Genomic DNA, 26,160 nt, shown 5'->3' on the forward strand with positions numbered 1-26,160 from the left:
GAGCGGCCCGGCAGCACCGTCGTTGGTCCCGGGACAGGCGTCCACATCAGACCCGTCATAGGGGACCAAGGTCCTGTGGCCACAGGGCCTGCCGCCGGTACCGCGCGGTGGTCGCGCGCGGCAGCCTGGGTGGTGACACGGGAGGGAACTCATGTCCACCACCGTTTCGACCGTGCACGCCGCCATCACCGCCGCCGTGCGGGCGCCGTCGCCGTTCAACACCCAGCCCTGGCTGTTCGCCGCTCACCCGGACCGGGTGGACCTGTGGCTCGACCGGTCCCGGGTGATGACCGTGACCGATCCCGACGCGCACGAGGCCCGGGTCGGTTGCGGTGCCGCGCTCCACACGCTGCGGCTGGCCTTGGCCGTGTCCGGTCACCGCACGGAAGTCCACATGCTGCCCGACCGCGCCAGACCGGACCTGCTGGCCACCGCGGTGCTCGACGGGAAGTACCGGCCGACGCCGCACGAACGCGCACTCTCGGAAGCCGTGTGGCGTAGGCACACCAACCGTAGACCTTTCCTGGACCGACCGGTACCGTCCCCGGCCAAGACAGCTCTCATGCGCGCGGCGACGGTCGAGGGCGCGCAGCTGCACCTGATGGACCAGCCCGCCGAGGTCGGCGCCGTCGCGGACCTGGTGCGGCGCGCCGACCACGTGCTCGGCCAAGACCTGGCGCACGTCGACGAGGTGCGGGCTTGGATCGGTCACCAGGGCCGATCGGACGGCATCCCGGTCACCGCGTCCGGGCGTCCCTCCACACCGGACACACTCATCGTGTTGCGGGAACTGGGTTCGTCCGCTCCCGCCGTCCCGTTCGAGCGCCTGCCGCTGCTCGGCGTGCTCACCACGGTCGGCGACACCCACAGCGACCACCTCGCGGCAGGTCAAGCGCTCCAGGCGGTTCTGCTGGAGGCGTGCGTGGCCGGGCTTGCCGTGTCGCCTTTGTCCCAACCGATCGAGGTGCCCGCGACCCGGGACGCGCTCGGTCTGCTCGTCGGCGCGGCGGCACACCTGGTGCTGCGGATCGGTTACGGCCACCCGGGTGTGACGACGCCGCGGCGTCCGGTCTCGGAAGTCGTCCTGGACTGAACGGGTGACGAGCCGCGGCATTCCGGTGATGGCCCACTGATCACCGCTCCCGCCCGCACGGCCGTTCCTAGCGTGCGATACAGCGCGAACGGGGAGGTCGGGGTGGGCAAAGCACTTTCGCTGTCGATGGCCGTCGTGGTCGGGTTGGTCAGTGTGACACCGGTGGCGGCGGCGGAGATGAGCAGCAGCTACGTGGTGGTCCTGAAGGACGGTCGGGCACCCGCGGCCAAGTACTCCGCGCGACAGACCTTCCACCACGCCGTGAACGGGTTCTCCACGGATCTGACGCCCAGGCAGGCGCAAGCGTTGGCGGCCGACCCGGCGGTGGCCCATGTCCAGCCGAACAAGCGGATCCGCGCGGACACGACGCAGACCTACCCGCCGTCCTGGGGGCTGGACCGGATCGACCAGCGCGACGGCGACCTCGACGACGCCTACACCTACTCGACCACCGCGTCGAACGTCACCGCCTACGTGATCGACACCGGCGTCTACACCGCGAACACCGACTTCGGCGGTCGCGCGACCTGGGGCACGAACACCTCCGGTGACGGCCAGGACGCCGACTGCCACGGCCACGGCACCCACGTCGCGGGCACCATCGGCGGTACGCGGCACGGCGTCGCCAAGGGGGTCAACGTTGTCGCGGTGAAGGTCCTCGACTGCAACGGGAACGGAACGACCGAGACCGTTGCGGCGGGCATCGACTGGGTGATCGCGCACCACACCTCGGGCCCCGCCGTGGCGAACCTCAGCCTCGGCGGCGAGGCGGACCCGGTGCTCGACGCGGCGATCCGGCGGTTGATCGCGGACGGGATCACCACGACGGTGTCGGCAGGCAACAGCGGCGCTGACGCGTGCCTGCAATCCCCGGCCAGGACGGCGGAGGCGATCACCGTCGGGTCGACCAGCGAGGGCGACGCCCGGTCCTCGTTCTCCAACACCGGCACCTGCGTCGACCTGTTCGCGCCCGGCGAGAGCATCACATCGGCCTGGAAGAGCTACCCGGACTCGACCAACACGCTGAGCGGGACGTCGATGGCCGCGCCGCACGTGGCAGGCGCCGCCGCACTGTTGCTCGCGGTCGACCCGGCCACGACACCGGCGCAGGTCGCCGCGCACCTGGTGCTCGACGCCACGCCGGGCAAGATCACCGATGCCGGGACGGACTCACCCAACCGACTGGTGGTCGTCGGCACCGGCAGCAGGCCCGGGTACCCGATCGTGGCCAACCCCGGCTACCGCGCGCAACGCACCGGCACGCCGATGACCATCCAGGTGACGGCGACCGGCGGCACCGCCCCGTACACTTGGTCGGCGACCGGGCTGCCCACCGGGACGAGCATCGGCGCGAGCACCGGCCTGATCTCCGGGACGCCCACGCAGACGCTGGTCAACAGCCCGGTGACGGTCTCGGCCAAGGACAGCGCGAACCGCGCCACGGCGGTCCGGTTCCTGGTCACGGTGGTCCCGCCGGGGTGGGCCTGCCCGTCCGGCGGCCAGAAGCTGGCCAACCCCGGCTTCGAGAGCGGTGACACGGTGTGGTGGACCAGCGGGTACTACGTCGACCGGTGGTCGGGCGTGAACGCGCCGCGCACCGGGAGCTGGGCGGTGAAGATCCCGGCGTTCACCGCGTTCGGCAACCACGCGGCCCCGGAGGACGTCCGCATCCCGCAGGAGTGCGCGTGGTCGACGCTCACCTTCTGGGTGAAGGTCACCTACCAGGGTGCGAAGGACGACTGGGACAAGCTGCACGTGCGCATCGACGGCAAGACGCTCGCAACGGTGCTGGGCAAGACCGCGCCCGCCGGGTACCAGCAGTACACAGTGGACCTGGCGGGGTACGCGGGCAAGACGGTCCGGATCTGGTTCACCACCTGGGGCGACACGGCGAACATCACCGACTTCGTGCTCGACGACGTCGCGGTGACCCTCCGCTGACCGCACCGCTACGATCGCGCGGTGACTACCGACCTGTTCGGGGGCCTGGACGCCTCGACCCTGCCCGAGCGGCAGCAGCGCATCCTGCTCGCGATCCAGGACTGGGTGGTCCGGCACGGCTACTCCCCCAGCACCCGCGAGATCGGCGACGCGGTGGGGCTGCGGTCGGCCTCGGCGGTGTCGCGGCACCTGGCGAGCCTGGAGGACAAGGGTTTCCTGCGCCGGGGCACCTCGGTGTCGCGGCCGATCGACGTGCGCGACTTCCTCGGCACCCAGGAGTCGGTGCCCGCGGACTCGGTGGGCGTCCCGATCGTCGGCGACATCGCGGCAGGCGCGCCGATCACCGCCGACCAGCACGTCGACGACGTGCTGACCCTGTCGCGCGAGCTGACCGGCCGGGGCACCGTGTTCGCCCTGCGGGTGCGCGGCGACTCGATGGTGGACGCCGCCATCTGCGACGGCGACATCGTCGTGGTGCGCCAGGGCCCCGAGGCGCACTCGGGCCAGGTCGTCGCCGCGATGATCGACGAGGAGGCCACGGTGAAGGTCTACCGCCGCCGCAACGGGCACGTGTACCTCGAACCGCGCAACGATGCCTACGACGTGATCGACGGCGACAACGCTGTCATCCTCGGCACCGTGGTGTCGGTCCTGCGCACCATCTGACCACCGGACCCCGCTCCGCGAACACCGCCGAGCCCGGACAGCCGAGTGGTCGCCTACCCACACCACGGGCTCCGCCTGCCCCTGCCGACGTCGCAGGGAGCGCCCGACGACTACCTCGGCGGACCGGGGATCACGCCGAGGGGCGGCTGACGGCGAGGGTGTCGGGGAAGGCCCTGGCTACCTCGTGGCGGGAGTCGAGGTGGAGTTTGCGCAGGACGTTGGCGACGTGTTGTTCGACTGTGCGGCGGGAGAGGAAGAGGACGTCGGCGATGTCCTGGTTGGAGCGGTGTTGGGCCAGGAGGCGGACGACGTCGCGTTCGCGGGGGGAGAGTTGGTCGCCGTAGCTGCGGCGGCCTCGGCGGAGGTGGGGGATGGAGCCGTTGTCGCGCAAGAGGTGGCGGCAGCGGTTGGCGTCGAGGGTGGCGCCGAGGTGTTCCAGGGTGTCGACGAGGGTGAGCAGGTCGGCGGTGGCGGCGGTGCGGTGGGTGCGCAGGCGGCAGCGGGCGGCGGACTCGGCGTGGCGCGCGGCGGTGTACCGGGGGCTGTCCTGGCGGGCCAACAGGTAGTGCGCGGCCGCCGTCTCCACGTCACCCTCGGCCTCGGCCACCAGGCCGCGGCACTCATCGGCCACTGTGGACGGTAGGTTCATCGACGCCGTGCACCGCAGCAGCTCGGCGACGAGGCCGCGCGCGTCGTCCAGCCGACCCAGGCGGCAGAGAGCGGTGACCGCCGCGGGCAGGATCTCACCCGCCCACGCCCAGTTCCCCTTGTCCCGCAACAAGCCCAGGCCCAGCTTGACGGCGTCGTCGACCTCCTCCGACCGGTCGCGGTGCAGCCACATGCGGATGGCCGTGGCGTGCGCGGCGAGCAGCACCGGCACGATCGCGTCCGCCGAGATCGCGGCCAGGTTCTGCTCCGCCCCTTCCCAGTCGCCCGTGGCCAACGCCAGCCAGGCCAGGACCAGCGCCCCCTCGGCAGACCGGGACGACGCCGCCCGCGCCGCGAGGCCGGACCAGTGTCCACTGTGGAAGTCGAGCACCAGCGCGGTCGGACCCGGCGCACGGCGCAGGTGGGCGCGCGCCAGGTCGCGGTGACCGATCCAGCACGCCGCCTCGGCGATGGCGCGGTGGTCGGCCGCGTCCGCCTGGGCGGGCACCATCGCGAGCATGTCCCAGGCGACCGGGTCGGCGGTGTGCAGCCGGTTGGTCGCGACGGCCGCGAGCAACGTCGTCCGCCCCGGGCCCTCCGGGTACCGCGCCAGCACCCGCTCGCTCCGGTCCATCCACTCCAGGTTCTCCTCCAGCGACCGCGACCCGAGCGTGGGCGCGGCCAGCACGACCATCCCCCGAGCGGCGACCTCGGGCCGCAGCCCCGCGACGGCCCGCCGCACCTCCCCCACACCCTCGTAGACCCCTGCTCGTACCAACAACAACCCCCTGCCGAGCCGCACCTCGGCACGCGCTGATTCGGTCAACCGGGCGTCGCCGACCAGCTTGGTCAACACCGGTAGACCTTCAGCGCCGACCACCCCCGCGTACCGCACCGCCAGGCGGCACAGGTCAGCGGCAGGCAGAGCGGGCTCCGCCAGCAACGGCTCGATCGCCTCGACCACGGCGGAATCACCCGTGGCCACAGTGGAGCCACCCGCACCAACGGCGGAATCACGCGCAGCCGCGATGACAGCCTCCACCTGCTCGACCCACTCCCCCAGCCGCCCACCCAACCGGGCGTGCTCCGCCAGCACCCGCGGCGACACCCCCGGCATCCCGCGCAGCGCCCGCAGCGCGCGCCGGTGCGACTCCACCCGCTCCGGCCCGGTCAACTCGTCGTACACGACCCGCCGGAACACACCGTTGGCCACCCGGAACGCGTCCGGCGCGTGCTCCACGAGCACCCCGGTCCGCAACGCGGCCACCACCGCGTCGCGCCCACCCGACACCCCACCGATCCGTGCCAGGACCTGCGTCGACACCGGCACGTCCACCACGGCAGCGGCGACGACCACCGCCCGCGCGTCCGCGCACACCCCGTCCAACCGAGTGGCGACGTCGTCGTACGCCGCCACGGGCACGGAGAACCCGGCCGCCACCAGATAAGGCACGCCACCGGTGTGCGCCAGCAGCGCGTCGGCGTCGGGAACCAGCGGGTCCAACTCCTCGCGGGTGAACGGCGCGAGGTCCACCCGGGTACCCGGGACACCGAGCGAGCCGCACCCCGGCCGGTATGTGAGCACGACCGCGACCCGATCCGCAACGGTGCTGGTGAGGAAGCGCAGCAACGCCCTGGTGTCCTCGTCCGCCCAGTGCGCGTCTTCGACGACCAGCACCACCGGCGCCAGCGCGACGAGCAACTCCCGCACCGCACGGAACACCAGGTGCCGCGCGGTAGCCTCGTCCACGCAATCCGGCATCGGCGGCAGCAACTCCGCGACCTCCGGGAGCACCGCGCGCAACACGCCCACCACCGGGTTCAACCGCACCGCGCCGATCTCGGCCACCGCGACCCGCAGCCCGTCGACGACCGGCCCGTACGCGAACGCCCCCACCGAGGGCGGCTGGCACACCCCGCGCACCACCCGCCGGTCGCGCACCGCCGGGTCGGCCAGCAGCTCGTCGACGAACCGGGTCTTGCCATGACCCGCGCCACCGACCACGTGCAGCGGGGCACCGGCCGCGCGGACGGCCCCGACCGCGGTCACGAGCTCCGCACGACGCTGCACCAGCACACCGGTCACCGCATTCCCCTTTCGCGATTTCGTGCCTTTCCCAGCCTACGTAGGTAGCGCGACCGGCAGCGGCGCGGCGAATAAATGGGTATCTCCACTTAATGGCGTGCGGATTGGCGCGCGGGTCCGTTCGGGGAAGGTGGGCGGTAGTGGTCGCCCGTTCCAACCCTGCTCGCGACCACTCGCCGCAGTGGCGTCGCCCGCGGTGCAGTGAATGGGAGTTTCGATGAATTACAGGTATTCGATGCGGTCGCTGGCCGTGGCGGGCGTGGTGGCGGGCGCGGCGCTCGTCGCCGCGGTGGCCCCCGCCACCGCCGCCCCGGCCGAAGGCACCATCCGCAGCGCGGGTGTCCCCGGCTCCGTCGCTGGCAGCTACATCGTCGTGCTCAAGGACACCGTCGGCGCCCAGGCCGTCAACGCGGCCTCGGCCGACCTGGTGACCCGCTACGGCGGCCAGCGCAAGCTGACCTACTCGGCGGCGCTGAGCGGCTTCTCGGCCTCGATGTCCGAGCAGCAGGCCCGCAGGCTGGCGGCCGACCCGAAGGTCGCCTACGTCGAGCAGGACGGCACCGCGCACGGCTTCGGCGAGCAGCCGAACCCGACCTGGGGCCTGGACCGGATCGACCAGCGCTCGCTGCCCGCGGACAACAAGTACGCCTACCCCAACGACGGCGAGGGCGCGACCGTCTACGTCGTCGACACCGGCGTCTACCGCGGCCACTCGGACTTCGGCGGCCGCGTCACCTCCGGGCGCGACTTCATCGACAACGACGCCGACGCCTCGGACTGCCACGGCCACGGCACGCACGTCGCGGGCACCGTCGGCAGCGCCACCTACGGCGTGGCCAAGAAGGTCAAGATCGTCGCCGTCCGGGTGCTGGACTGCCAGAGCTCGGGCCAGTGGTCGCAGATCATCGGCGGGTTCGACTGGGTCGCGGCGAACGCGGGCGCGAACTCGGTGATGACCGCCAGCCTCGGCGGCAGCTCCAACTCCTCGGTGGACGACGCGGTGGCCAAGGTCGTGCAGAAGGGCATCACCTCGACCATCGCCGCGGGCAACAACAACGGCGACGCCTGCCAGACCAGCCCGGCCCGCACCCCCAGCGCGATCACCGTCGGCGCGTCCGACAACGCCGACAAGCGCTCGCTGTGGACCAACGGCCAGGGCTCGAACTACGGCAGCTGCGTCGACCTGTTCGCCCCGGGCACCAACATCACCTCGACGCTGCAGAACGGCTCGTCCGGGCAGATGTCGGGCACCTCGATGGCCACCCCGCACGTGGCGGGCGCCGCGGCGCTGTACCTGACCGCCAAGCCCGGCAGCACCCCGTCGCAGGTCACCCAGGCGCTGCTCGCGGCCAGCACCCCGGACAAGATCAGCGACCCGAAGGGCTCACCGAACAAGCTGCTCTACGTCAAGGAGCTCGGCGGCAGCACCCCCAACCCGGGCACCTGCGCCCCGCAGACCAGCTCCGGCGCCGTCGCCATCCCCGACGCCAGTTCGGCTGACTCCCCGGTGACCATGGCCAACTGCACCGGCACCGCCTCGGCGTCGACCACGGTGAAGGTCGACATCGACCACACCTTCACCGCCGACCTCGCCGTCGACCTGGTCGGCCCGTCCGGCGCGGTGTTCAGCCTGCGGCCCTCCGGCGGCCTCGGCGACGCGAACGGCATCCACACCACCTACACCGTCAACGCCTCCGGCGAGCAGAAGAACGGGACCTGGAAGCTGCGGGTCACCGACGTCTACCGCTTCGACACCGGCTCCATCACCTCGTGGACGTTGACCCCGTGACCGCGCCTGACCTGGAGAAGAAGACGATGTTGAGATCCAAGCGTTCCGTGCGCGTCGGCGCGGTGGCGGTGGGTGTCGCGGTGAGCGCGCTCGCGGTCGTCGCGGTCGCCAGCGCGGCCCCGGCCAACGCCAAGGCAGCCAACTTCGAGGGTGACACCCCGGTGCCCGTCCCCGACGCCACCGCCCAGATCTACAAGGGCGTGGACGCCACCCTGTCGGACTACCCGCCGGTGATCGGCGCGCTGCGCCAGGGCGGGTCGCGCCCCAAGGGCCAGTCCTGCACCGGCTCGGTGGTGGGCAAGCGGAGCATCCTCGTCGCCGCCCACTGCTACGACCTGGAGGGCACCAAGACCTTCCTCTACGGGCTCGACGACCTGTCCGTGGGCACCGGCACCACGCTGACGGTCAAGTCGTACGAGAAGCACCCGAAGTACGTCAACTTCGACCAGGGCTACGACGTGGCCGTGGTGACCACCAACGAGGACATCCCGCTCTCGCAGGACAAGTGGGCCAAGTTCGCCACCTCCGCCGACGCGGGCAACGTGTGGAAGGTCGGCGACTCGGCGCTGAGCATCGGCTACGGGAAGAAGACCCACGACGACAACCCGGCCGACGTCTCGCTGGACAAGCAGAACTTCCCGATCGTCAACGGCGACTCGGTCTGCCAGGGCGTCGGCGCCGGGTTCAAGTCGGCGTACATGATCTGCGCCGGGTACCCGGACGGCCGCTCGACCATCCTGCCCGGCGACAGCGGCGGCCCGCTGGTGGTCAACGGCAGGCTCGTCGGCGTCGCGTCGTGGAGCCGGTCGGACTTCAAGTGGTACGGCATCTGGGCCCGGCTCGACAACGAGATGGGCGACTGGGTCAAGGAGAAGGTCGGCTCCGCGCCGCAGCCCACCGAGTTCGGCGTGGCGGTGAACCCGTCCTCGGTGCGGGTCAACGCCGGGTCGAGCGGGTCGGTCGCGGTGAACACCACGGCCGGGGCGACCCCGGAGGACGTGGCGCTGTCGGTGTCCGGCCAGCCCTCCGGCGTGACGGCGACCTTCCAGCCGACGTCGATCAAGACCGGTGAGGGCGCGAAGCTGTCGCTCAGCGTCGCCTCCGGCACCCCGGACGGCACGCACACGCTGACCGTCACCGGCAAGACCGCGTCCGGCACGAAGACGGCGAACCTGACCCTGACCATCGGCCAGGGCGGTCCCGGCGGCGAGTTCGGCCTCGGCGTCAGCCCCGCCGCGCTCAAGGTCGACCCGGGCAAGTCGGCGTCGACGAACATCACCAGCGAGGTCGTCGGCGGCAACCCGGCGCAGATCTCGCTGACCGCCAGCGGCCTGCCCTCCGGCGCGGAGGCGGTGTTCCAGCCCACGACCATCACCTCCGGTCGCACCGGCAAGCTCACCGTCACCACCACGTCGAGCACCCCGAAGGGCGAGTACCGGATCACCATCACCGGCACCTCCGGCTCGGTCAGCAAGCAGGCCACCCTCACCCTGACCGTCGGCGACGGCGGCCAGCAGCCGGGCGACCTCACGGTGGCCCTGTCCCCGTCCTCCGGCACGCTCTCCCGCGGCGGGGCGGCCTTCCCGTCCATCCGCGTCACCGGCGCCACCGGCTCGGTGACCCTCTCCACCAGCGGCGTCCCCTCGGGCGTCACCGCGCAACTGGTCCCCGCGACCATCAGCGGCAGCCAGACCTCGATGCTGTTCCTGACCGCCTCCTTCTCCGCGGCCCCAGGCACCTACACCATCAAGGTCACGGCAACCGGCGGCGGCAAGTCAGGAACTGCGGACTACACCCTGACGATCCGCTAACTGTCGCTAGGTGATCGCGCCCGGGGGCCGGGTGGGAGGCTGCAGGACCTCCCACCCGGCCCCACTCTTGTTCGGCACCTTCCGCTGACTCCAGCCTGGGGTGCGGACCCGGGATCGAGTTAGAGGCCACCTTTGCCGGGTGGGCGGTAAGGCTTGGCCTTCATCCACGCCTTGTCGAATATGCGCGTGCAGAAGTCATAAAGAGGGCCACCGCGGCCGAACAAGAGGCAAGGCGAGGAAGACCCTGTCGGTTGGCGGGTGATGTGCGACCTGTGGCCGGTGGCTGAGCGAGGTCAGTCGGTGGCGGGTTCGAAGGCGGCTCGGGAGGTCAGGCCTAGTTTGCGCATGGCCTTGGCCACGTGGTGTTCGACGGTGCGGGGTGAGAGGTAGAGCTCTTGGGCGATCTGGCGGTTGGTGCGGCCGGCGGCCACTAGGTCTACTACCTCGCGTTCTCGGGGTGAGAGGTCGTCCCCGTAGCCCCGTCTGCCCCGGGGGGTGCCCCGGCGGAAGCGGCGGGCCATCTGGCGGCAGCGGGCCTCGTCGCGGGAGGCGCCCAGGTCGGCGAAGGTGGTGGTGGCGGTGGTCAGGTGGCGGGTGGCGGTGGCGGTGTCGCCGTGGTCGAGGGCGGAGCGGGCGGCGGCTTCGCGGGCCGAGGCGGCGGCGTGGGGGTGGGGTAGGGCGCTGTAGTGGTCGGCGGCGCAGGCGTAGCGGGTGACGGCTTCCTCGTGGCAGCCGCGGGCGGACGCGAGGACCCCCCTGGCCAGTTCGGCGCCCGCGACGGCCAGTGGCGCGTCCCGGCCCTCGATCCCCCGCACGTACTCCGCGACCAGGTCAGCGGCCTCCTCGACCCGACCGCTCCGCACGTACGCCCGCGTCGCCCACGGCACCAGATCAGCCGCCCACACCCAGTTCCCCTTGTGCCGGGCCTCCCCCACGGCCCGCTCGGCGCCCACCGCGGCCGCCGCGACATCGCCGCGCGCCAACGCGATCGTCACCCGCCCGGTCGCGACCGCGAGGGACACCGGTGCGTTCTCCGGGGCGGCGACCAGCGCGTCGTCGAGGTGCCGGGACGCCAGGTCGCGGTCGTCGCGGGCCAGTGAGAGCCAGGCCAGCGCGAGCCGGGCGTCAGCAGCGAGGTACCCCATCTCCCCCGCCTGCTCGATCAACGCGGCGGCCGCCGCGGGCAAGCCATCCCAACGCCCAGCGGCGACGTCGAGCCGCAAACCCGTGCCAGTGGCCAACATCGACAAGAACGGCACGTCAGCGTCCACGAGCAGGGCCCCGCCCGTGCGCAGGTACTCCCGCGCCGCGCTGTAGTGCCCGAGCCACGCCGCCGCGTCGGCCAGGTTGTTGTACGCCCGGCTCAACTGCCTGCGCACCCGGGACGACCTCGCGGACTCCGGCAGGTCCGCCGCGGCCGCCCACATCGCCGGGTCGCCGGTCTGGGCGAGCGCGGTGACCTCGTTGGCGCGCACCGATGCGATCAGCTCCAGGTCGCGCGCACCGTCGAGGGCCAGGACCGCTTCGTTGAGCCATCGCAGGTGGAACTCGACCGGACGCGCACCGAAGCTGGGCACGCACAGCGCCGCCATCCCGCGGGCGGCGAGCAGCGGCCGGTCGCGCAGGTCGTGGATGGCCATCTCGATCTCGTTCTGGCCCAGCTCCATCCGGCCCGCCTGGTTCATCAGCAGCCTGCCCAGGTTCAGCCGGACCTCACCGCGCGCCGACCGGCCGAGGTTGCCGTCGCGCAACAGTGCGCCGAGGCGCTCAACGGTGCTGCTGTGCGCGATGGCGTTGAGCGCGACCCGGCTCAGCCGCACGGCCAGGGTGTTGCGGGCCCGGCTGGGCAGGGCGTCGTCGACGAGGGCCTCCTCCAGCAGGTGCAACGCCAGCGCGGTGTCGCCGACCTCGGTGGCCTGGTCGACCGCGGCGAGGGTCTTGCGCACCCAGTTGGTCAGGTCGCCGGCGCGCCGGTGGTGGTGCGCGAGCCGGACGACCGGCGGGTCGGGCGCGGCGGCGAGCAGTTCGGCGGCCCTGGCGTGCAGCCTGCGCCGTTGCGGGCCGGGCACGCAGATGTAGGCGGCCTGCCTGGCCAGGGGGTGGCGCAGCGCGTAGCGGCCGGTGTCGGTCTCGTGCAGGACCGCCGCGGCCAGCGCCCGGATCAGCGCGCTGCCGACCCGGCGCGCGGGCAGTCCGGCGACGGTGCCGATCTCGTGCTCGGTCGCGGGCATGTCCAGCACCGCGGCGGCGTGGACGACGGCGGACACCGTCGGCCCGAGCCGGGCGAGGCGGTCGGACATGGTGTCGCGCAACAGGTCGGGGATGTCGACGAGGTCCAGCACGGTCGGGTGCGGTGCCGCGGTGTCGCCGGTCTCCCTGACCTCGCGCAGCACCTCCTCGATGACGAACGGGATGCCCGCGGTGCGGTGGTGCAGGGCGAGCGCGAAGTCCTCGGGGACCTCGGCGGTGCCGAGCAGGTCCGCGGCGAGGGCGGCGACCGGGCCCGGTTCGAGGGGACGCAGCCGCAGCAACGAGTTGCGCGCGTCGGCGAGCAGCCGGTAGCCGGAGCCGGGCAGCGCGGCGCCTTCCTCCTTGCGGTAGGAGAACACGGCCGACAGCTCGGGCGGGGGCGGGCTGGTGATGAACCGCAGCAGGTCCTGGGTGCCCTCGTCGGCCCAGTGCAGGTCCTCGACGACGAGCAGCGTGGGTCCGTAGGCGGCCAGCAACTCGCGGACCGCGCGGAACACCCGGTGCCGCTCGACCGCCACGTCACCGCGTTCCAGCTCCGGCGGCAGCAACGGTGCCAACTCGGGCAGCAACGACCGCAACACCCCGGTGACCGGCGGCAACTTGTCGGCGACGCCCGCCAGCAGGTCGCCGGTCTCGCGCAGGATGTCGACGACAGGGCCGTACGGCAACGGTGTCCGCATCGGCTGGCACGCACCGACGAGCACCGTTCGAGTCGTGACCTGCGGCAGTCGCAACAGTTCGCGGACCAGCCGGGTCTTGCCGACGCCTGCCTCCCCCTCCAGCAACGCCACCGCGGGCGGGCGGCGGACGCACCCCGCCAGCTCGGCGAGCTCGGTCGCGCGACCGACGAACACCGACGTCGGCAGTCGAACCGGGGGGAGCTGGGTCACCAGCGCACGGTACCTCCGGGGACGGTATCCGGTCGATGCGCGACCCGCCGCCCGGCCATTGCCGGATCCGTTCCCATTCCCATTCCGGGACTTTGAATAGGGGTACCCATCAATCCACTCAGCAGTTCACGGCCGGGCGCGCGCGACGCATTGTGGTGGCGCGGCGGTGTGTCCCTGACATTTCCCTGCCCCTTTTCACCGCGCGCAGAGGAGTCCTACAATGTTGAGTCGGAAAGCAGGCCTGGCCGCGCTCGCGCTCGGTGCCGCCTGCGCCGTGGCGGCCATCGCCGTCCCGGCCGGGGCGGCGCCCGCCGTGGGCACCGTCGTCCAGGCGAAGGAGCACTACGCGGGCCAGTACATCGTCGTCCTGCGCGACGCCGCCGCCTCCGGTGCCGCCGTCGAGGCGAGCGCGCAGTCGCTGGTGAACACCTACGGCGGCACGATCGCCTCGCTCTACAAGCTCACCGCGCGCGGCTACTCGGTGCACGGCATGACCGAGGCGCAGGCCAAGCGGCTCGCGGCGGACCCGGCCGTGCGCACCGTGTACCAGGACGGCAAGATGCGCGGCAGCGACGTCCAGACCAACCCCACCTGGGGCCTGGACCGGGTCGACCAGCGCGACACCACGCTCGACCGCAAGTACGAGTACAACGCCACCGGCGAGGGCGTCACGGTCTACAGCGTCGACAGCGGCGTGCGGATCAGCCACCAGGACTTCGAGGGCCGCGCGAGGTCCGGCTACGACTTCCTGGACAAGGACAACGACGCCTCCGACTGCAACGGCCACGGCACGCACACCTCCGGCACCGCGGTCAGCAAGACCTACGGCGTGGCCAAGAAGGCGAAGCTGGTCGCGCTGCGGGTGCTGGGCTGCGACAACAACGGCCCGGACTCGCTGCTGTCCGACGCCGTCGAGTGGATCACCGCCAACGGCGTGAAGCCCGCGGTGGTCAACATCAGCATCGGCCAGTTCGAGACCGGCATCGGCGACGAGCAGATCCAGGCGTCGATCCGCGCCGGCTTCGTGTACGCGGTGGCGGCGGGCAACAACAACGGTGCCAGCGCGTGCAACTACAGCCCGGCCCGCGTCCCCGAGGCGATCACCGTCGCCTCCATCGACCAGGGTGACCGCCGCTCCAGCTTCTCCAACATCGGCACCTGCGTGGACATCTACGCGCCGGGCGCCAACATCACCTCGCTGTCCTACAGCAGCGACACCGGCACCGCGGGCAACTCCGGCACCTCGATGGCCACCCCGCACGTCGCGGGCGCGGCCGCGCTGTACCTGCAGGGCCACCCGAACGCCAGCCCCGCCGACGTGGCCAACGCGCTGACCTCGATGGCCACGCCGAACAAGGTCACCGACCCCGGCACCGGCTCGCCGAACAAGCTGCTCTACACCAAGGAGATCACCGCCACCCCCGGCCCCGGCCCGGACCCGACCTGCGCCAAGCAGACCAACGCCGACGACGTCGCCATCCCGGACGCGGGCGCCGCCGCCACCAGCTCCATCACCCTGAGCGGCTGCACCGGCAACGCCTCCTCGACCGCCTCGATCGAGGTCGGCATCGCCCACCCGTACCGCGGCGACCTCGCCGTCTCCCTCATCGCCCCCGACGGCACCGCGTACCCCCTCAAGGCCTCCTCGGCCGGTGACCCGGCGGCGGACGTGCGCGCCACCTACACGGTCAACCTGTCCAGCGAGGCCAAGAACGGCACCTGGAAGCTGAGCGTCACCGACGTGTACCGCTTCGACACCGGCACCATCGACACCTGGTCGATCACGGTCTGATCCCCCGACCAGAACAGGCTCCGCCCTCTTTCCGTGGGGCGGAGCCTGTTCGCCTTGCGGCCGGTCCGTGAAGTCCTGCGTTCCGCAAGGAGTTGCCAAGGGCCCTGGCCGCTCCGGGAAGCGGCCCGAGCTCGACGAGCGCGATCGTCCGTGCCCCTGTCCACGGGACAGGGGCACGGCCCGTTCCGGACTCCGACTAGGTACCGAAGGCCATCAAACGTGCAGGTCGTCTCGTTACAGCACAAGGAGAAGCTGTCGAATCACATTGATGGCGACGCGCTGGGGACCACCACTACGTCACTAGTTCTACCCGGTCCCCAACGCCGAGGAGTTCACCCTCGGGCCTGCGCGGGTGGCGGGCGTGGCTCTCGGTGGATCGGAGCCGGGGAGCGGGCGAGGTGGGTGAACTCGACGCGGCCGTTGGTGTGGGAGGTCGACGGGAAGGCGTACAGCCCGAGTGGGCTGGCCAAGCAGGTCTTCGCCATGGCGACGGGGTTCCCCGGGCGCGGGATCCAGGGGACCGCGCGGATGGGGTGGGTGAGCGGTGACTGTACTTTCGGCTGAGCCGTTTGCGCTGGTCGGGGGCCTAGACTGACGCGGTGTACGAGTTGCCTCGGTCGCTTTGGCGGGAACCCCGGCCGCTGCCTGTGCCGCCGCTGAGGTGGTGGGACTGGGTGTTGGTCGGTGTCCTGGTGCCGGTCGTGCTGGTGGAGGGGGTGGTGCGGGGCGGGGTGTTGTCGACCGTCGTCGCGGTCGGGTTGGTGCCGGTGTTGTTGCTGCGGCGGTCGGAGCCGTTGCTGGCGGTGGGGGTCGCGTTCGGGGCGTGCGCGGTCGCGTCGGTGCTGGTGGGGCACGACTTCCCGGACCTGAACGCCGTGGTGTACCTGGTGCTGTTGCCGTTCGCGCTGCTGCGGTGGGGGTCGGGGCGGGAGGCCGCGCTGGGGGCGGCGGTGATGGTGGCGCAGGTGGGGCTGGTGACGCTGCTGGGGATGAAGTCCGCGTCCGACGCCCTCGCGGGGACCGTCGTGCTGGTCGCGGTCATGGCGCTGGGGGCGGCCGTCCGGTACCGCTCGCGGGCCCGGGCGCGGGAGGTCGACCAGGTCAAGCTGCTGCTGGCGCGCGACCTGCACGACACCGTCGCCCACCACGTCTCGGCGATGGCGATCCGCGCCCAGGCCGGCATCGCGCTGGCGCCCACGGACCCGGCGGCCGCGGTGGCGGCGTTGCGGGTGATCGACGAGGAAGCGGCGCTGGCGCTGGACGAGATGCGCGCGCTGGTCCGCGTCCTGCGGGCGGGCGAGCAGGTGGAGATGGGCCCCGGCCCCCGGGTGGACGACCTGGCGCGACTCGCCGCCACCGGACATCCCGTGGTCGACGTCGAGGTCGTCGGGAGCACCGCCGACGTGCCCGCCCCGGTTGGCGCGACGGTGTTCCGGCTCGCGCAGGAAGCCGTCACCAACGCCCGCAAGCACGCCAGGAACGCGACGTCGGTCCAGGTCCGCGTGGAGGTCACCCCCACGACCGTCCACTTGCGAGTGACGGACAACGGCGGCCCGGCACCGGCCCGACCGCCCGGGCTCGGCCTCACCGGCATGATCGAGCGCGCCGCCCTGCTCGGCGGCACCTGCACGGCGGGTCCGGCTCCGGAGCGCGGCTGGGTGGTGGCAGCCGACCTGCCCAGGACGGGAGCGGCGCGGTGAACGACCAGAACCGGCGCGCCGGTGAGCCCGATGCCGGTGGCCGCCTCGGCTCCACAAGATCAAACCGCGCTGAGCAGCCCCCGATGTACAGCCTACCGGGGTTCACCGACAGAACAGCCCGAGCGAGCAGCCGCCTGTGGACAACTCCACGGCTGTGCATGACCGGGCACGACCGGGACCTCCTTGGGCAGCACCTGCTCGGCGGGACGGCGCTAGCCGGTGTGGGGGTGGCGGGGTGAGTGTTCGGGTGGTGGTGGTCGACGACCAGGAGATCGTGCGGACGGGGTTGGCGATGATCCTCGGGGCGCAGCCGGGCATCGAGGTGGTCGGGGAGGCCGCGGACGGGGCGGCGGCGGTGGAGCTGGTGCGGCGGGTCCGGCCGGAGGTGTGCCTGATGGACATCCGGATGCCCGGGATGGACGGGATCGAGGCGACCCGGGCGCTGGCCGACGAGGTCGCGGTCGTGGTGATCACGACGTTCGACCTCGACGAGTACGTGCACGCCGCGTTGCGGGCGGGGGCGCGGGGGTTCCTGCTGAAGAACGCGGGGGCCGACATGCTCGCCCAGGCCGTCCACGCGGCCGCGCGGGGGGACGCGTTGATCGCGCCGAGCGTCACCGCGCGCCTGCTGTCCACCTTCGCCTCCGGCAGGCCCGCCACGCCCGCGCAGCCGGTGGACCCGCTCACCGAACGCGAGGAGCAACTCCTGGTCGCGGTGGCGCGCGGGCGGACCAACAACGAGATCGCGGCCGAGTTCCACATCACGCTGAGCACCGTCAAGTCCCACATCGCCAGCCTGATGGCGAAGCTGGGCGCGCGGAACCGGGTCGAGGTCGCGATGTGGGCGTACGAGACGAACCGGGTCCGCTGAGCCGAAAGTACTACGCGGGAACCGTACCCGGTCCTGAGGTGCCCGCCGGGTCCCGACCAGCACGATTGCCCGGTGCCCCTGAGAACCAAGCTCCTGCCCGCCTCGCTCATCCTGCTCAGCGCCGTCCCGGTGATCGCGGGTGCCGCCCGGGTGTCGGCGCTGGCCGCGCCGGTGACCGCCGACAACGCCCGGTTCGTCGCCGCGCCGGTGCCGATCGTCCTGCACATCGTCGGCGCGACGGTCTTCTGCCTGCTCGGCGCCCTCCAGTTCTCCCCCGCTCTCCGGCGGCGGAGCTGGCACCGGGTCTCGGGCCGGATAACCCTCCCTTGTGGACTGGTCGCGGCGCTGTCCGGGCTGTGGATGACCGTCGGCTACCCCGATCCGCCGGGTGACGGCGTCCTGTTGGCCGCGTTCCGACTGCTCTTCGGGTCGCTCATGTCTGCCGCCCTGGTCCTCGGATTCCTCGCCATCCGGCGGCGGGACTTCCGCGCGCATCGCATGTGGATGATCCGCGGTTACGCCATCGGGATCGCCGCGGGGACGCAGGTGGTGGTCACAGTGCCGTGGGTCGTGCTGTTCGGGACACCGACCGGGACCACCAGGGCGGTGCTGCTCGGGGCGGCGTGGGTGATCAACCTGGCCGTCGCCGAATGGGCCGGACGGCGGACACCGGGGCGGGGCCCGGCGGCGCGGCGCCGTGGCACACCGGGCGGCGCGAGCACTGTGGACGGTCGACCAGACGCACGAGTGGGCGCGGCCGAGCGGTCGACGACACCCGGGACCACGCTGGTTCGTTGGGGTGACGGGGATTCCGCGCGACCTGGGGACGTGTGATCGTTCGCTCATCCGACCCGAACGGAGGAGCGCATGAGGAAAGCGACAGCGGTGGCCGCCGCGGTGATCGCCGTGGGCGCGGCGGTGACCGGGGTGACCCCGGCCAGCGCTGACTACTGGGCGAGGTACTACATCGGTGCCTACACCAGCCAGACGGTGTGCGACGAGGACTCGGACAACCTCTGGGACCCGCCCTACTGGTACTCCTACGACTGCTACTACTACACAGGGGATCCGGGCAACCAGGGTCGCGGACCCGGTTGGTACTTCTGGAACCGCGTGGACATCCGTTAGGCGGTACCGCTCACCCGGCGCGGAGCCGGGTGAGCGGTACCCCGGCGATCAGGGGGAGATCAGGTAGTCGATCGAGCGCTGCCGGGTCGGCGGGTCGTTGAGGAACGCGGTGTGGCCGACGCCCGTCCACGCGAGCAGCCGGGAGCAGGCGATCTGGCGGGCCAGACCGATGCCCCACACGTGCGGGGTCGCCGGGTCGTGCTCGCCGCTGACGACCAGGATCGGCGGCGCGCCGCGGACCGGGGTCGGGCCCCACGGGTTCGCCGCGGGGATCGGCCACCCGGCGCACCCGGCCTGGATGTCCCAGCCCTCGACGTAGCCCCTGGTGTTCGGGGCGATGGCGCGGGCGGCGGTGATCCTGGACCGCAGGTCGCCGAACGTGCGGATGTCACTGGGGAAGTCGTGGCAGCCGATGACCCGGTAGGCCGCGGAGCTCGACTCGCCCTCGAACCCGGCGCGGTCGCGGATCGCGGTGGCCAGGTACGGCCAGTACTCCTGCAGGTTCAGGAAGGTGTACGCGGCGAACCCGACCTGCTCCGGGGTCATCCCCGGCACACCACTGTCCACAAGCGACCGGTACTCCGCCGCGACGTCCCTGCCGTGCAGCGCGCACGAGGTCTCCGCCGCGCACCAGGAGACGAAGTGGTCGAACACGTCCTCTGTGGACCGGATCTCGTCGAACGCCAGCCGCTTGGTCCCGATCGTGTGGTCCATGGCGCCGTCCAGCACCGCCGCCCGCACCCGGTCCGGGTACATGCCCGCGTAGGTCGCCCCCAGCAGCGTGCCGTAGGACAGCCCGAGCCAGTTGACCCGCGACTCGCCGAGCGCCTGCCGCAGGACCTCGATGTCGCGCGCGGCGCTCACCGTGTCCACGTGGTCGATCAGCGGCCCGGTCGCCTCCCGGCACGCCCTTGCGACGCGCCGGTTGTAGGCGACCAGCTTGTCGAACTCCGCGCTGGTGCTGGGGAACTGGGTCACCGCCGGGTCGGTCGGCGGTACCGGGCAGGTGATCGCGGGCCTGCTCTCGCCGACACCACGCGGGTCGAACCCGATGAGGTCGAACCTGGCCCGCAGGTCGGCCGGGAACAGCTCGGCCGCGTGGTCGCGCACGACCGGCGTGCCAGGACCACCGGGACCGCCCGGGTTGAACAGCAGGACGCCGATCCGCCTTGCCGGATCGGTCGCCCGGACCCTGGTCACCGCCAGGGTGATCTTCTGCCCGCCGGGGCGGGACCAGTCCAGGGGGACCTCGAGGTCGGCGCACTCGGCGCCGGTCCCGCAGGTCCGCCAGTCGATCGGTTTTGCCTTGGCCTGGGCCGTTCCCGTCGTCAGCAGCGCGCCGACCACCGCGACAGGAATGACCGCGGCCATCCATTTTCTCCGCATGGCGGAAATCCTGGGTCCGGCCCGCGTGACCCGGCGTCCGTCCACAGGATGATCCGGCGCATTAGGGGTCGCCGATACCGCGCTACAGGTGGGATTCGGGTCCGGTTCGGGTGCGGTCGGGTTGCCGCGCCCGGCCGGTCGGAGACGCGGATTACCTTCAGGTGGGGGTCACTCTCGGTCGATGACAAGGCCGCAGCGAACCCCGATTAGGTGACTGGAGGGACGGCGGTGAGCGAGACCGCGCGGTTGGCCGCCTTGCACGAGTACGCCGTCCTCGACGCACCCGCCGACGCCGAACTGGCCGCGGTCGTGCGCGTGGCCGCGCACGTGGCGGGCGTTCCCACGGCCACCCTCAACCTGCTCGACGAGCACCGGCAGTGCCAGCTGACCACGGTCGGCTTCGATGGCGCCGACTCCGCGCGCGAGGACTCGATGTGCGAGGTCGTCGTCGCCACCGGTGCCACCGTGCACGTCGCCGACGCCAGCCGGGACTCCCGGTTCGCCGCCAGCCCGTGGGTGACCGGTGAGCTCGCCGCCGTCCGCGCCTACGCCTCCGTGCCGCTCATCACCCCGGACGGGCACGTCCTGGGCACGCTGTGCGCGTTCGACTCCGAGCCCAAGCAGTTCACCGAGACCCAGATCACGGCGCTGGAGGACCTCGCCGTGGTCGTGCTGGCGCTGTTCGAGCGGCGCAGGCAGGGCAGGGCCACCGCGGCGCTGGCCGCCGAGGCGGAGTCGGCGCGGTCGCTGGCCGAGGACTACGCCAACGAGCTGGAAGCCCGCCAGGAGCTGACCAACGCGGTGCACGAGTCCATCGACGTGGCCATCGTCGCGTGCGACGAGAACGGCCGCCTCACCCTGTTCAACCGCGCCGCCCGGGACTGGCACGGCATGGAGGCCGACGCGGGCCTCGACCCGGCGCAGTGGCCCACCCACTACTCGCTCTACGCCGAGGACGGTGTGACGCCGTTCGACGCCGAGCAGGTGCCGCTGCGGGTCGCGCTGCGCGACGGCTCGGTGGCCGATGTGGAGATGGTCATCGCCGCCGAGGGCCGGGAGCCGGTCCGCGTGGTGTGCGCCGGTCGCGCGCTGCACCGCGCCGACGGGACCCCGCTCGGCGCCGTGGTGTCCATGCGGGACGTGACCGTCGAACGCGCCCAGCGCCAGGAACTCGCCGACCGCGAGCGGCTGCTGGCCACCGTCCTGGAGACCGCGCCGGACGCGGTCATCGTCGCCGACGCCCGGGGCGCGGTCACCGCGTGGAACCCGGCCGCCGAGGCGATGTTCGGCTGGACCGGCGCGCAGGCGATCGGGCGGCGGCTCGACGAGCTGATCATCCCGACCGGGCTGGCCGACGCCCACAACCGCGGCTACGCCGACCGCGCCCGCACCGGTCAGGCGCGGCTGCACGACGGGGTCGTGCAGGTTCCCGCGCGGCGTCGGGACGGCAGTGCTCTGCTGGTGGAGCTGAGCTTGGCGTCGTTCACGTGGCAGGGCGAGCGGCGGTTCCACTCGTTCCTGCGCGACGTCACCGAGCGCGAGGCCGCCCGCGAGCGCTTGGCGTTGGCCAACAGCGAGCTGGCCGCCGCCAACGACGAGCTGGACCGGTTCACCGCGACCGTCGCCCACGACCTGAAGAGCCCGCTGACCGCGATCACCGCGTACACCGAGGTCGTCACCGACATGGTCCACGACCGCGGCGCCCACAAGGCCCTGTCGGCGATCTCCCGCGCCGCGGACCGGATGGCCGTCATGATCGACGACCTGCTGGCGCACGCCCGCGCCTCGCACGAGCCGCTCGGCCTGCGCGAGGTCGACCTGGACGGCATCGTCGACGACCTCGCCACCGAACTCAGCGCGGGCAGCCGCCCCGTCGAGATCACCCGCGCCCCGCTCCCTGCCGTCCCCGGCCACCCGACCCTGCTGCGCCAGGTGATGGCCAACCTCCTGGGCAACGCCGTCAAGTACGTCAACCCCGGCGTCCAACCCCGCGTCCACGTCGACGCCGAGTGGACCGACCACGCGGTCACCATCACCACCACCGACAACGGCATCGGCATCCCCACCGAAGCCCGCGAACGCGTCTTCACCCTCTACGACCGCGCCGAGGTCGGCTCCGGCTACCAGGGCACCGGCATCGGCCTGAGCACCTGCCGCCGCATCGTCGAACGCCACGGCGGGACGATCTGGATCGAACCGGGGGTGGACGGGGGGACACGGGTCCGCTTCACCGTGCCCCTGGTAGACCAAACCGCCCCACCCCAACGAACCACCTCCCTCACCCACGCCTGGCACCCAGACCAGGCGAGTCACTACCGGTGAGCAGCTTCTAGTCCTCGGTGAGCTTGGTTTCTCGCTAGAGGCCGCTGCCTGCTCGTAGGGCCGGCCCAACTGCCGCGCCTCCGTAGCGCCGCCTTGTCACCGCTGGCAGCACTGCGTTGTGATGCTCGCCGGGGTGCTCGCAGGCCGGGACGCTGGCACTGTCCGAGGGAGGCACTGTCCGGGGGAGATGCTGCCTTGGGTGCACGCGCTGTTGGGGTGCACGCGCTGTTGGGGTGCACGCGCTGTTGGGGTGCACGCGCTGTTGGGGTGCGCACTGTCTAGGGCGCACGCGCTGTCAGAGTGCGCACCGTCCAGGATGCGCGCTGTCGGGGTGCAAACGCTGCCGGGAATGCGCGCTGTCGGGGTGGACGCGCTGCCTAGGGTGCTCGCTCTGTCTGGGGTGTGTGCCGCCTGAGGTGTTCGCGCTGCCCGAAATGAGAGTGCTACCGAGTCGAAAGTGCTGCTGAGCGGCCAAAAGAGGCCCGCCGGACCAGCACCGGAAGATCGGCCTCGCGCGCGCACGCCAGTCCTGCCCCAGCCCCCACCCTCTCCGGGGGGCGTCCCAGTGCCAGTCTATCGGGAGGCACCGACAGTGGATCTTGGAACGGGCCGCTGAAGATCGGGATGTGGACAACTTCTGTCGCTGGAACAGGTGAAAGTCAGGGGTCGATAGCGAGGAGAATTCCTGGTCAGGGGCATTGCGGCGCGGTCGGAGCGTCGGATCGGGGCAAGTCGGTTGAAAGGTGATCGTTTAGTGGGGTTCCAACCGGCCAATCGTCCACAGTGGATTGTTCGGCGGCGACCCGGCGCCCAGACAGGGGCCACGCCCAACGCCGACGACCAAGTTGTCCAGTCCGCGAGCAGGCTGAGACGGCCCCGATCAGTACCGTCGAGGGAACACTCTCAGCCCGAGCCGGAACCCTTACTGCGGGCAGAATCCCCTACACCGCACCAGGACTCCTACGCCGCAGCGACCGCTTCGCGCGCGCACGCCAGTCCGGCCCCAGCCCCCACCCTCTCCGGGGGGCGTCCCAGGTCCCAGCCTACCGGCACCCCCCGACAGACGATCTTGAAACAGGCGCGCGAAGATCCACATGTGGATAACTTTTGTCGCTGGGACGGGTGAAAGTCGAGGGGTGGCCGCGGGGGGATGCCTGGTCGGGGGCGAATCGACCGGGGTGGGGCGTCTAGGTGGGATAAGTCGCGAGGGAAGGGGGTGAATCGGGGGGATCGAGCGGGTGTCCATAGTGGACATCAAGAGCGTCAGCGCTGGAGGAAATTGGTGGCTACGGCGTTGCAGGCTGTGGTTACGCGGGCGAACTCGGCGCGGACCTCGGTGAGGGTGGTGGGGAGGGTGCCGGCCTTCGCGTCCTGTTCGATGGTGGCGAAGAGGGCGGCCAGGGCGGTGGCGCCGATGTTGGCGGCGGAGCCCTTGAGGGTGTGGGCCTGGACGACCGTCGAGTGGGTGTCGCGGATCGCGATGGCCGACTTCAGGGCGTTGAGCGCCGCCGGGGTCTTGGTGGTGTACGAGGTGAGCAGGTGCGCCAGGAAGTCCAGCTCCTCCTGCGGCGGGTTCGAGCCGCTGATCTCCAGCATGCGGGCCCGGATCCGGGACTCGCGGTCGAGCGACTCCCGGTCGAGCACGGCGACCGGCGCCGATTGCGACGACGCACCGGTCGCGGCGGCGAGGGCGGCGACCAGGTCCGGCACGCGCACCGGCTTGGCCAGGTGGTCGTCCATGCCCGCGGCCAGGCAGGCGGCCCGGTCCTCCACCAGTGCGCTCGCCGTCAGCGCGACGATCAACGGCTGGCGCTCGGCGGGAAGTTGCGCACGGATCGCGCGGGTTGCGTCGAGGCCGTCCATGACCGGCATGCGCACGTCCATCAGGACAACGTCATAGGGCACGGCGTGCATCGCCTGCACGGCCTCGTGTCCGTTCGCAACGGTGTCGACGTGGTGGCCCAGGCCCGCGAGCATGAGGCGGGCGACCTTCTGGTTGATGTGGTTGTCCTCGGCGACCAGGACCCGCAACGGGCCGGTCTGCGTCAGCGGTGCCGTGCGCGGGTCGGTGGCCTGCTCGGCGGCCACGTCCAGCAGGGCGCTGAAGGTGAACGTCGACCCGGTGCCCGGCGTGCTGCGCACCGTGAGGTCACCGCCCATGGCGACCGCGAGCCGCCTGCCGATGGCCAGACCGAGGCCGCTGCCGCCCTGCGTGCGCGTGGTGGAGCTGTCGACCTGGCGGAACGGCACGAACAGCACAGCCATCTTGTCCTCGGGCACACCGCACCCGGTGTCGTTCACCGCGATCCGCAGCCACACGCGCCCACCGGGCGCCGGGCGCAGTTCGACGGTCGTGAGGATCCGGCCGTTCTCGGTGAACTTCACGGCGTTGTCGAGCAGGTTCACCAGCACCTGCCGCAGCCGGGCCAGGTCGCCGACCAACCGCATCCGCTCACCGCCGGTCACGACGACGTCCGTGCTCAACCCCTTGCGGCGGGCCTCGTCGGCGACCAGTTCGGTGGCGCTGTCGACCAGGTCCCGCAGCCCGAAGCTGACCTGCTCGAGCCCCCACTGCCCGGACTCGAGCTTGGCGAAGTCGAGGATGTTGTTGATGACGCCCAGCAGGTCGGCGCCGCTGTCGCGCACGGTCTGCACGAGGTCGCGCTGCTCGTGGGTCAGGTCGGTGTCCAGCAGCACGCCGGTCAGGCCGACCACCGCGTTCATCGGCGTCCGGATCTCGTGGCTCATGGTGGCCAGGAACGTCGACCTGGCGGCACTGGACGTGCGCAGGGCGGTCGCGGACGCGTCCAGCGCGGCGGCCATCCTGGCCAGTTCCGCGGGGACGGCCACGACGGGTACCCGGACGTCCGGGTCACCGGCGCCGATGCGGGCCGCGGCCTCGGTCACCGCGCGCACACCGGTGCTGACCTGGCGGACCGTCCACCAGGTACCGACGGTCACCACGACGACCCCGACCAGGCACACCCAGGCGACACCGACGGTCGCGGTAGGGCCGAACAGGGCCGCCGCTCCCGCGCCGACAACCAGCAGCACGAGCACCGCGAGAGTGGGTCCCACGGCCAGCAGGCGCCCCAGCGTCCACCACCTGGCTGAGGGCGCGCGGGGACCCGAGCGGTCCTCCGCACCCTGCAAACCATCCGTGGTCACGTCCTCGCTATCGACACGACGCGCAGGCGGATGAGGCGGTCGCACAGGCGGGTGGAGTTCGTGACGCCGGGTTTGTGCCCGACAGCGCGTGGTAGCCGCATGGGAGACCCGGAGGAGGCAGCCATGTCCACCGCACACCACTTGCCGCACCGGCAATCCGATACAACCGTGTTGCAACCGGTCCGCTCGGCCGCGGTCATCGTGGCGGGGGTATTCGCGGTCGTGGGCGTGCTGGGATTCGTGCCGGGCGTGACCAGGGACTTCGCCGACATCACCTTCGCCGGGCACCACTCGGGGGCGATGCTGCTGGGGGCGTTCGAGGTCTCGGTGCTGCACAACCTCGTCCACTTGGCGTTCGGGGCCGCGGGTATGGCCATGGCGCGTAGTAGTAAGGGGGCGCGTGAGTTCCTATTGCTGGGCGGCGTCATCTATCTGGTGCTGTGGGTGTACGGGATGGTGGTCGACTACGACAGCCGCGCGAACTTCGTGCCTGTTAACGCTGCCGACAACTGGCTGCACCTTGGCCTGGGCGTCGCGATGATTGCCACGGCGCTGCTGTTCGGTGTGAAGGTAGAGCGGACGCCGCTCGGGCCGATTGACGCTGACTGAGGGCTGGTAG

Annotated in this window: 17 protein-coding genes; 13 read left to right on the forward strand and 4 right to left on the reverse strand. The window is 71.8% G+C overall.

What is annotated here, in order from left to right; genetic code table 11:
- Window positions 1-151: 151 nt before the first annotated feature.
- The 3 genes from BMY07_RS20640 (at window position 152) to lexA (ending at window position 3,700) form a co-directional block, all read left to right on the forward strand.
- A complete protein-coding gene (locus BMY07_RS20640; protein WP_092780912.1) occupies window positions 152-1,093 on the forward strand; it encodes an Acg family FMN-binding oxidoreductase in 942 nt (313 codons plus the stop codon).
- 102 nt (window positions 1,094-1,195) lie between these two features.
- A complete protein-coding gene (locus BMY07_RS20645) occupies window positions 1,196-3,034 on the forward strand; it encodes a S8 family serine peptidase (protein ID WP_245782518.1) in 1,839 nt (612 codons plus the stop codon).
- Between the two features lie 21 nt (window positions 3,035-3,055).
- Window positions 3,056-3,700, forward strand: coding sequence for a transcriptional repressor LexA (lexA, locus tag BMY07_RS20650; RefSeq protein ID WP_092780918.1), 645 nt, complete (start codon window positions 3,056-3,058; stop codon window positions 3,698-3,700).
- A gap of 130 nt (window positions 3,701-3,830) precedes the next feature.
- Here the strand turns inward: lexA and BMY07_RS20655 are convergent, their stop codons facing one another.
- Window positions 3,831-6,434: a helix-turn-helix transcriptional regulator gene (locus BMY07_RS20655; RefSeq protein WP_092780921.1), complete on the reverse strand. Its 2,604-nt coding sequence runs from the start codon at window positions 6,432-6,434 to the stop codon at window positions 3,831-3,833.
- 217 nt (window positions 6,435-6,651) lie between these two features.
- Between BMY07_RS20655 and BMY07_RS20660 the strand changes: the two genes are divergently transcribed.
- On the forward strand, window positions 6,652-8,223 hold the full coding sequence (locus tag BMY07_RS20660) for a S8 family peptidase (protein ID WP_092780924.1): 1,572 nt from the start codon (window positions 6,652-6,654) through the stop codon (window positions 8,221-8,223).
- Entirely contained in the window at window positions 8,220-10,034 is a 1,815-nt protein-coding gene (locus tag BMY07_RS20665; RefSeq protein WP_092780927.1) for a trypsin-like serine protease, read from the forward strand. The genes BMY07_RS20660 and BMY07_RS20665 overlap by 4 nt, the downstream gene beginning before the upstream one ends.
- A gap of 293 nt (window positions 10,035-10,327) precedes the next feature.
- On the opposite strand, the gene BMY07_RS20670 is transcribed toward BMY07_RS20665, so the two are convergent.
- Window positions 10,328-13,174: a helix-turn-helix transcriptional regulator gene (locus BMY07_RS20670; RefSeq protein WP_092780930.1), complete on the reverse strand. Its 2,847-nt coding sequence runs from the start codon at window positions 13,172-13,174 to the stop codon at window positions 10,328-10,330.
- 220 nt (window positions 13,175-13,394) lie between these two features.
- Here BMY07_RS20670 and BMY07_RS20675 point away from each other — a divergent pair, with 220 nt between their 5' ends.
- The 6 genes from BMY07_RS20675 to BMY07_RS20695 all read left to right on the forward strand — a co-directional run bounded on the left by BMY07_RS20675 (window position 13,395) and on the right by BMY07_RS20695 (window position 18,665).
- Window positions 13,395-14,966: a S8 family serine peptidase gene (locus BMY07_RS20675; protein ID WP_092780933.1), complete on the forward strand. Its 1,572-nt coding sequence runs from the start codon at window positions 13,395-13,397 to the stop codon at window positions 14,964-14,966.
- A gap of 402 nt (window positions 14,967-15,368) precedes the next feature.
- Complete coding sequence (locus BMY07_RS34450; protein ID WP_177215673.1) at window positions 15,369-15,530, forward strand: hypothetical protein; 162 nt, start codon at window positions 15,369-15,371, stop codon at window positions 15,528-15,530.
- A 35-nt stretch (window positions 15,531-15,565) separates the two neighbouring features.
- On the forward strand, window positions 15,566-16,666 hold the full coding sequence (locus BMY07_RS20680) for a sensor histidine kinase (protein ID WP_092780936.1): 1,101 nt from the start codon (window positions 15,566-15,568) through the stop codon (window positions 16,664-16,666).
- Window positions 16,667-16,901: 235 nt separating this feature from the next.
- Window positions 16,902-17,537: a response regulator gene (locus BMY07_RS20685; protein ID WP_092780939.1), complete on the forward strand. Its 636-nt coding sequence runs from the start codon at window positions 16,902-16,904 to the stop codon at window positions 17,535-17,537.
- 72 nt (window positions 17,538-17,609) lie between these two features.
- A complete protein-coding gene (locus BMY07_RS20690; RefSeq protein WP_092780942.1) occupies window positions 17,610-18,371 on the forward strand; it encodes a DUF2306 domain-containing protein in 762 nt (253 codons plus the stop codon).
- A gap of 33 nt (window positions 18,372-18,404) precedes the next feature.
- Window positions 18,405-18,665, forward strand: a complete 261-nt coding sequence (locus BMY07_RS20695; protein WP_143073567.1) for a hypothetical protein — start codon at window positions 18,405-18,407, stop codon at window positions 18,663-18,665.
- Window positions 18,666-18,713: 48 nt separating this feature from the next.
- On the opposite strand, the gene BMY07_RS20700 is transcribed toward BMY07_RS20695, so the two are convergent.
- Window positions 18,714-20,051 (reverse strand): alpha/beta fold hydrolase, encoded by a 1,338-nt coding sequence (locus BMY07_RS20700; protein ID WP_245782519.1) that lies wholly within the window; start codon window positions 20,049-20,051, stop codon window positions 18,714-18,716.
- A 228-nt stretch (window positions 20,052-20,279) separates the two neighbouring features.
- Between BMY07_RS20700 and BMY07_RS20705 the strand changes: the two genes are divergently transcribed.
- Entirely contained in the window at window positions 20,280-22,373 is a 2,094-nt protein-coding gene (locus tag BMY07_RS20705; RefSeq protein ID WP_177215674.1) for a GAF domain-containing sensor histidine kinase, read from the forward strand.
- Window positions 22,374-23,636: 1,263 nt separating this feature from the next.
- Here the strand turns inward: BMY07_RS20705 and BMY07_RS20710 are convergent.
- Entirely contained in the window at window positions 23,637-25,541 is a 1,905-nt protein-coding gene (locus tag BMY07_RS20710; RefSeq protein ID WP_177215675.1) for an ATP-binding protein, read from the reverse strand.
- A 123-nt stretch (window positions 25,542-25,664) separates the two neighbouring features.
- On the opposite strand from BMY07_RS20710, the gene BMY07_RS20715 reads away from it, so the two are divergent.
- A complete protein-coding gene (locus tag BMY07_RS20715; RefSeq protein WP_092781192.1) occupies window positions 25,665-26,150 on the forward strand; it encodes a DUF4383 domain-containing protein in 486 nt (161 codons plus the stop codon).
- Window positions 26,151-26,160: the final 10 nt, after the last annotated feature.

Source organism: Actinokineospora terrae, from assembly GCF_900111175.1.
In the GTDB taxonomy this organism is placed as follows: domain Bacteria; phylum Actinomycetota; class Actinomycetes; order Mycobacteriales; family Pseudonocardiaceae; genus Actinokineospora; species Actinokineospora terrae.

Coding starts and splice junctions, on each gene's coding strand:
- BMY07_RS20640 (WP_092780912.1), top strand. CDS start 152: ATGTCCACCACCGTTTCGACCGTGCACGCCGCCATCACCGCCGCCGTG.
- BMY07_RS20660 (WP_092780924.1), top strand. CDS start 6,652: ATGAATTACAGGTATTCGATGCGGTCGCTGGCCGTGGCGGGCGTGGTG.
- BMY07_RS20675 (WP_092780933.1), top strand. CDS start 13,395: ATGTTGAGTCGGAAAGCAGGCCTGGCCGCGCTCGCGCTCGGTGCCGCC.
- BMY07_RS20695 (WP_143073567.1), top strand. CDS start 18,405: ATGAGGAAAGCGACAGCGGTGGCCGCCGCGGTGATCGCCGTGGGCGCG.
- BMY07_RS20700 (WP_245782519.1), bottom strand. CDS start 20,051: ATGCGGAGAAAATGGATGGCCGCGGTCATTCCTGTCGCGGTGGTCGGC.
- BMY07_RS20715 (WP_092781192.1), top strand. CDS start 25,665: ATGTCCACCGCACACCACTTGCCGCACCGGCAATCCGATACAACCGTG.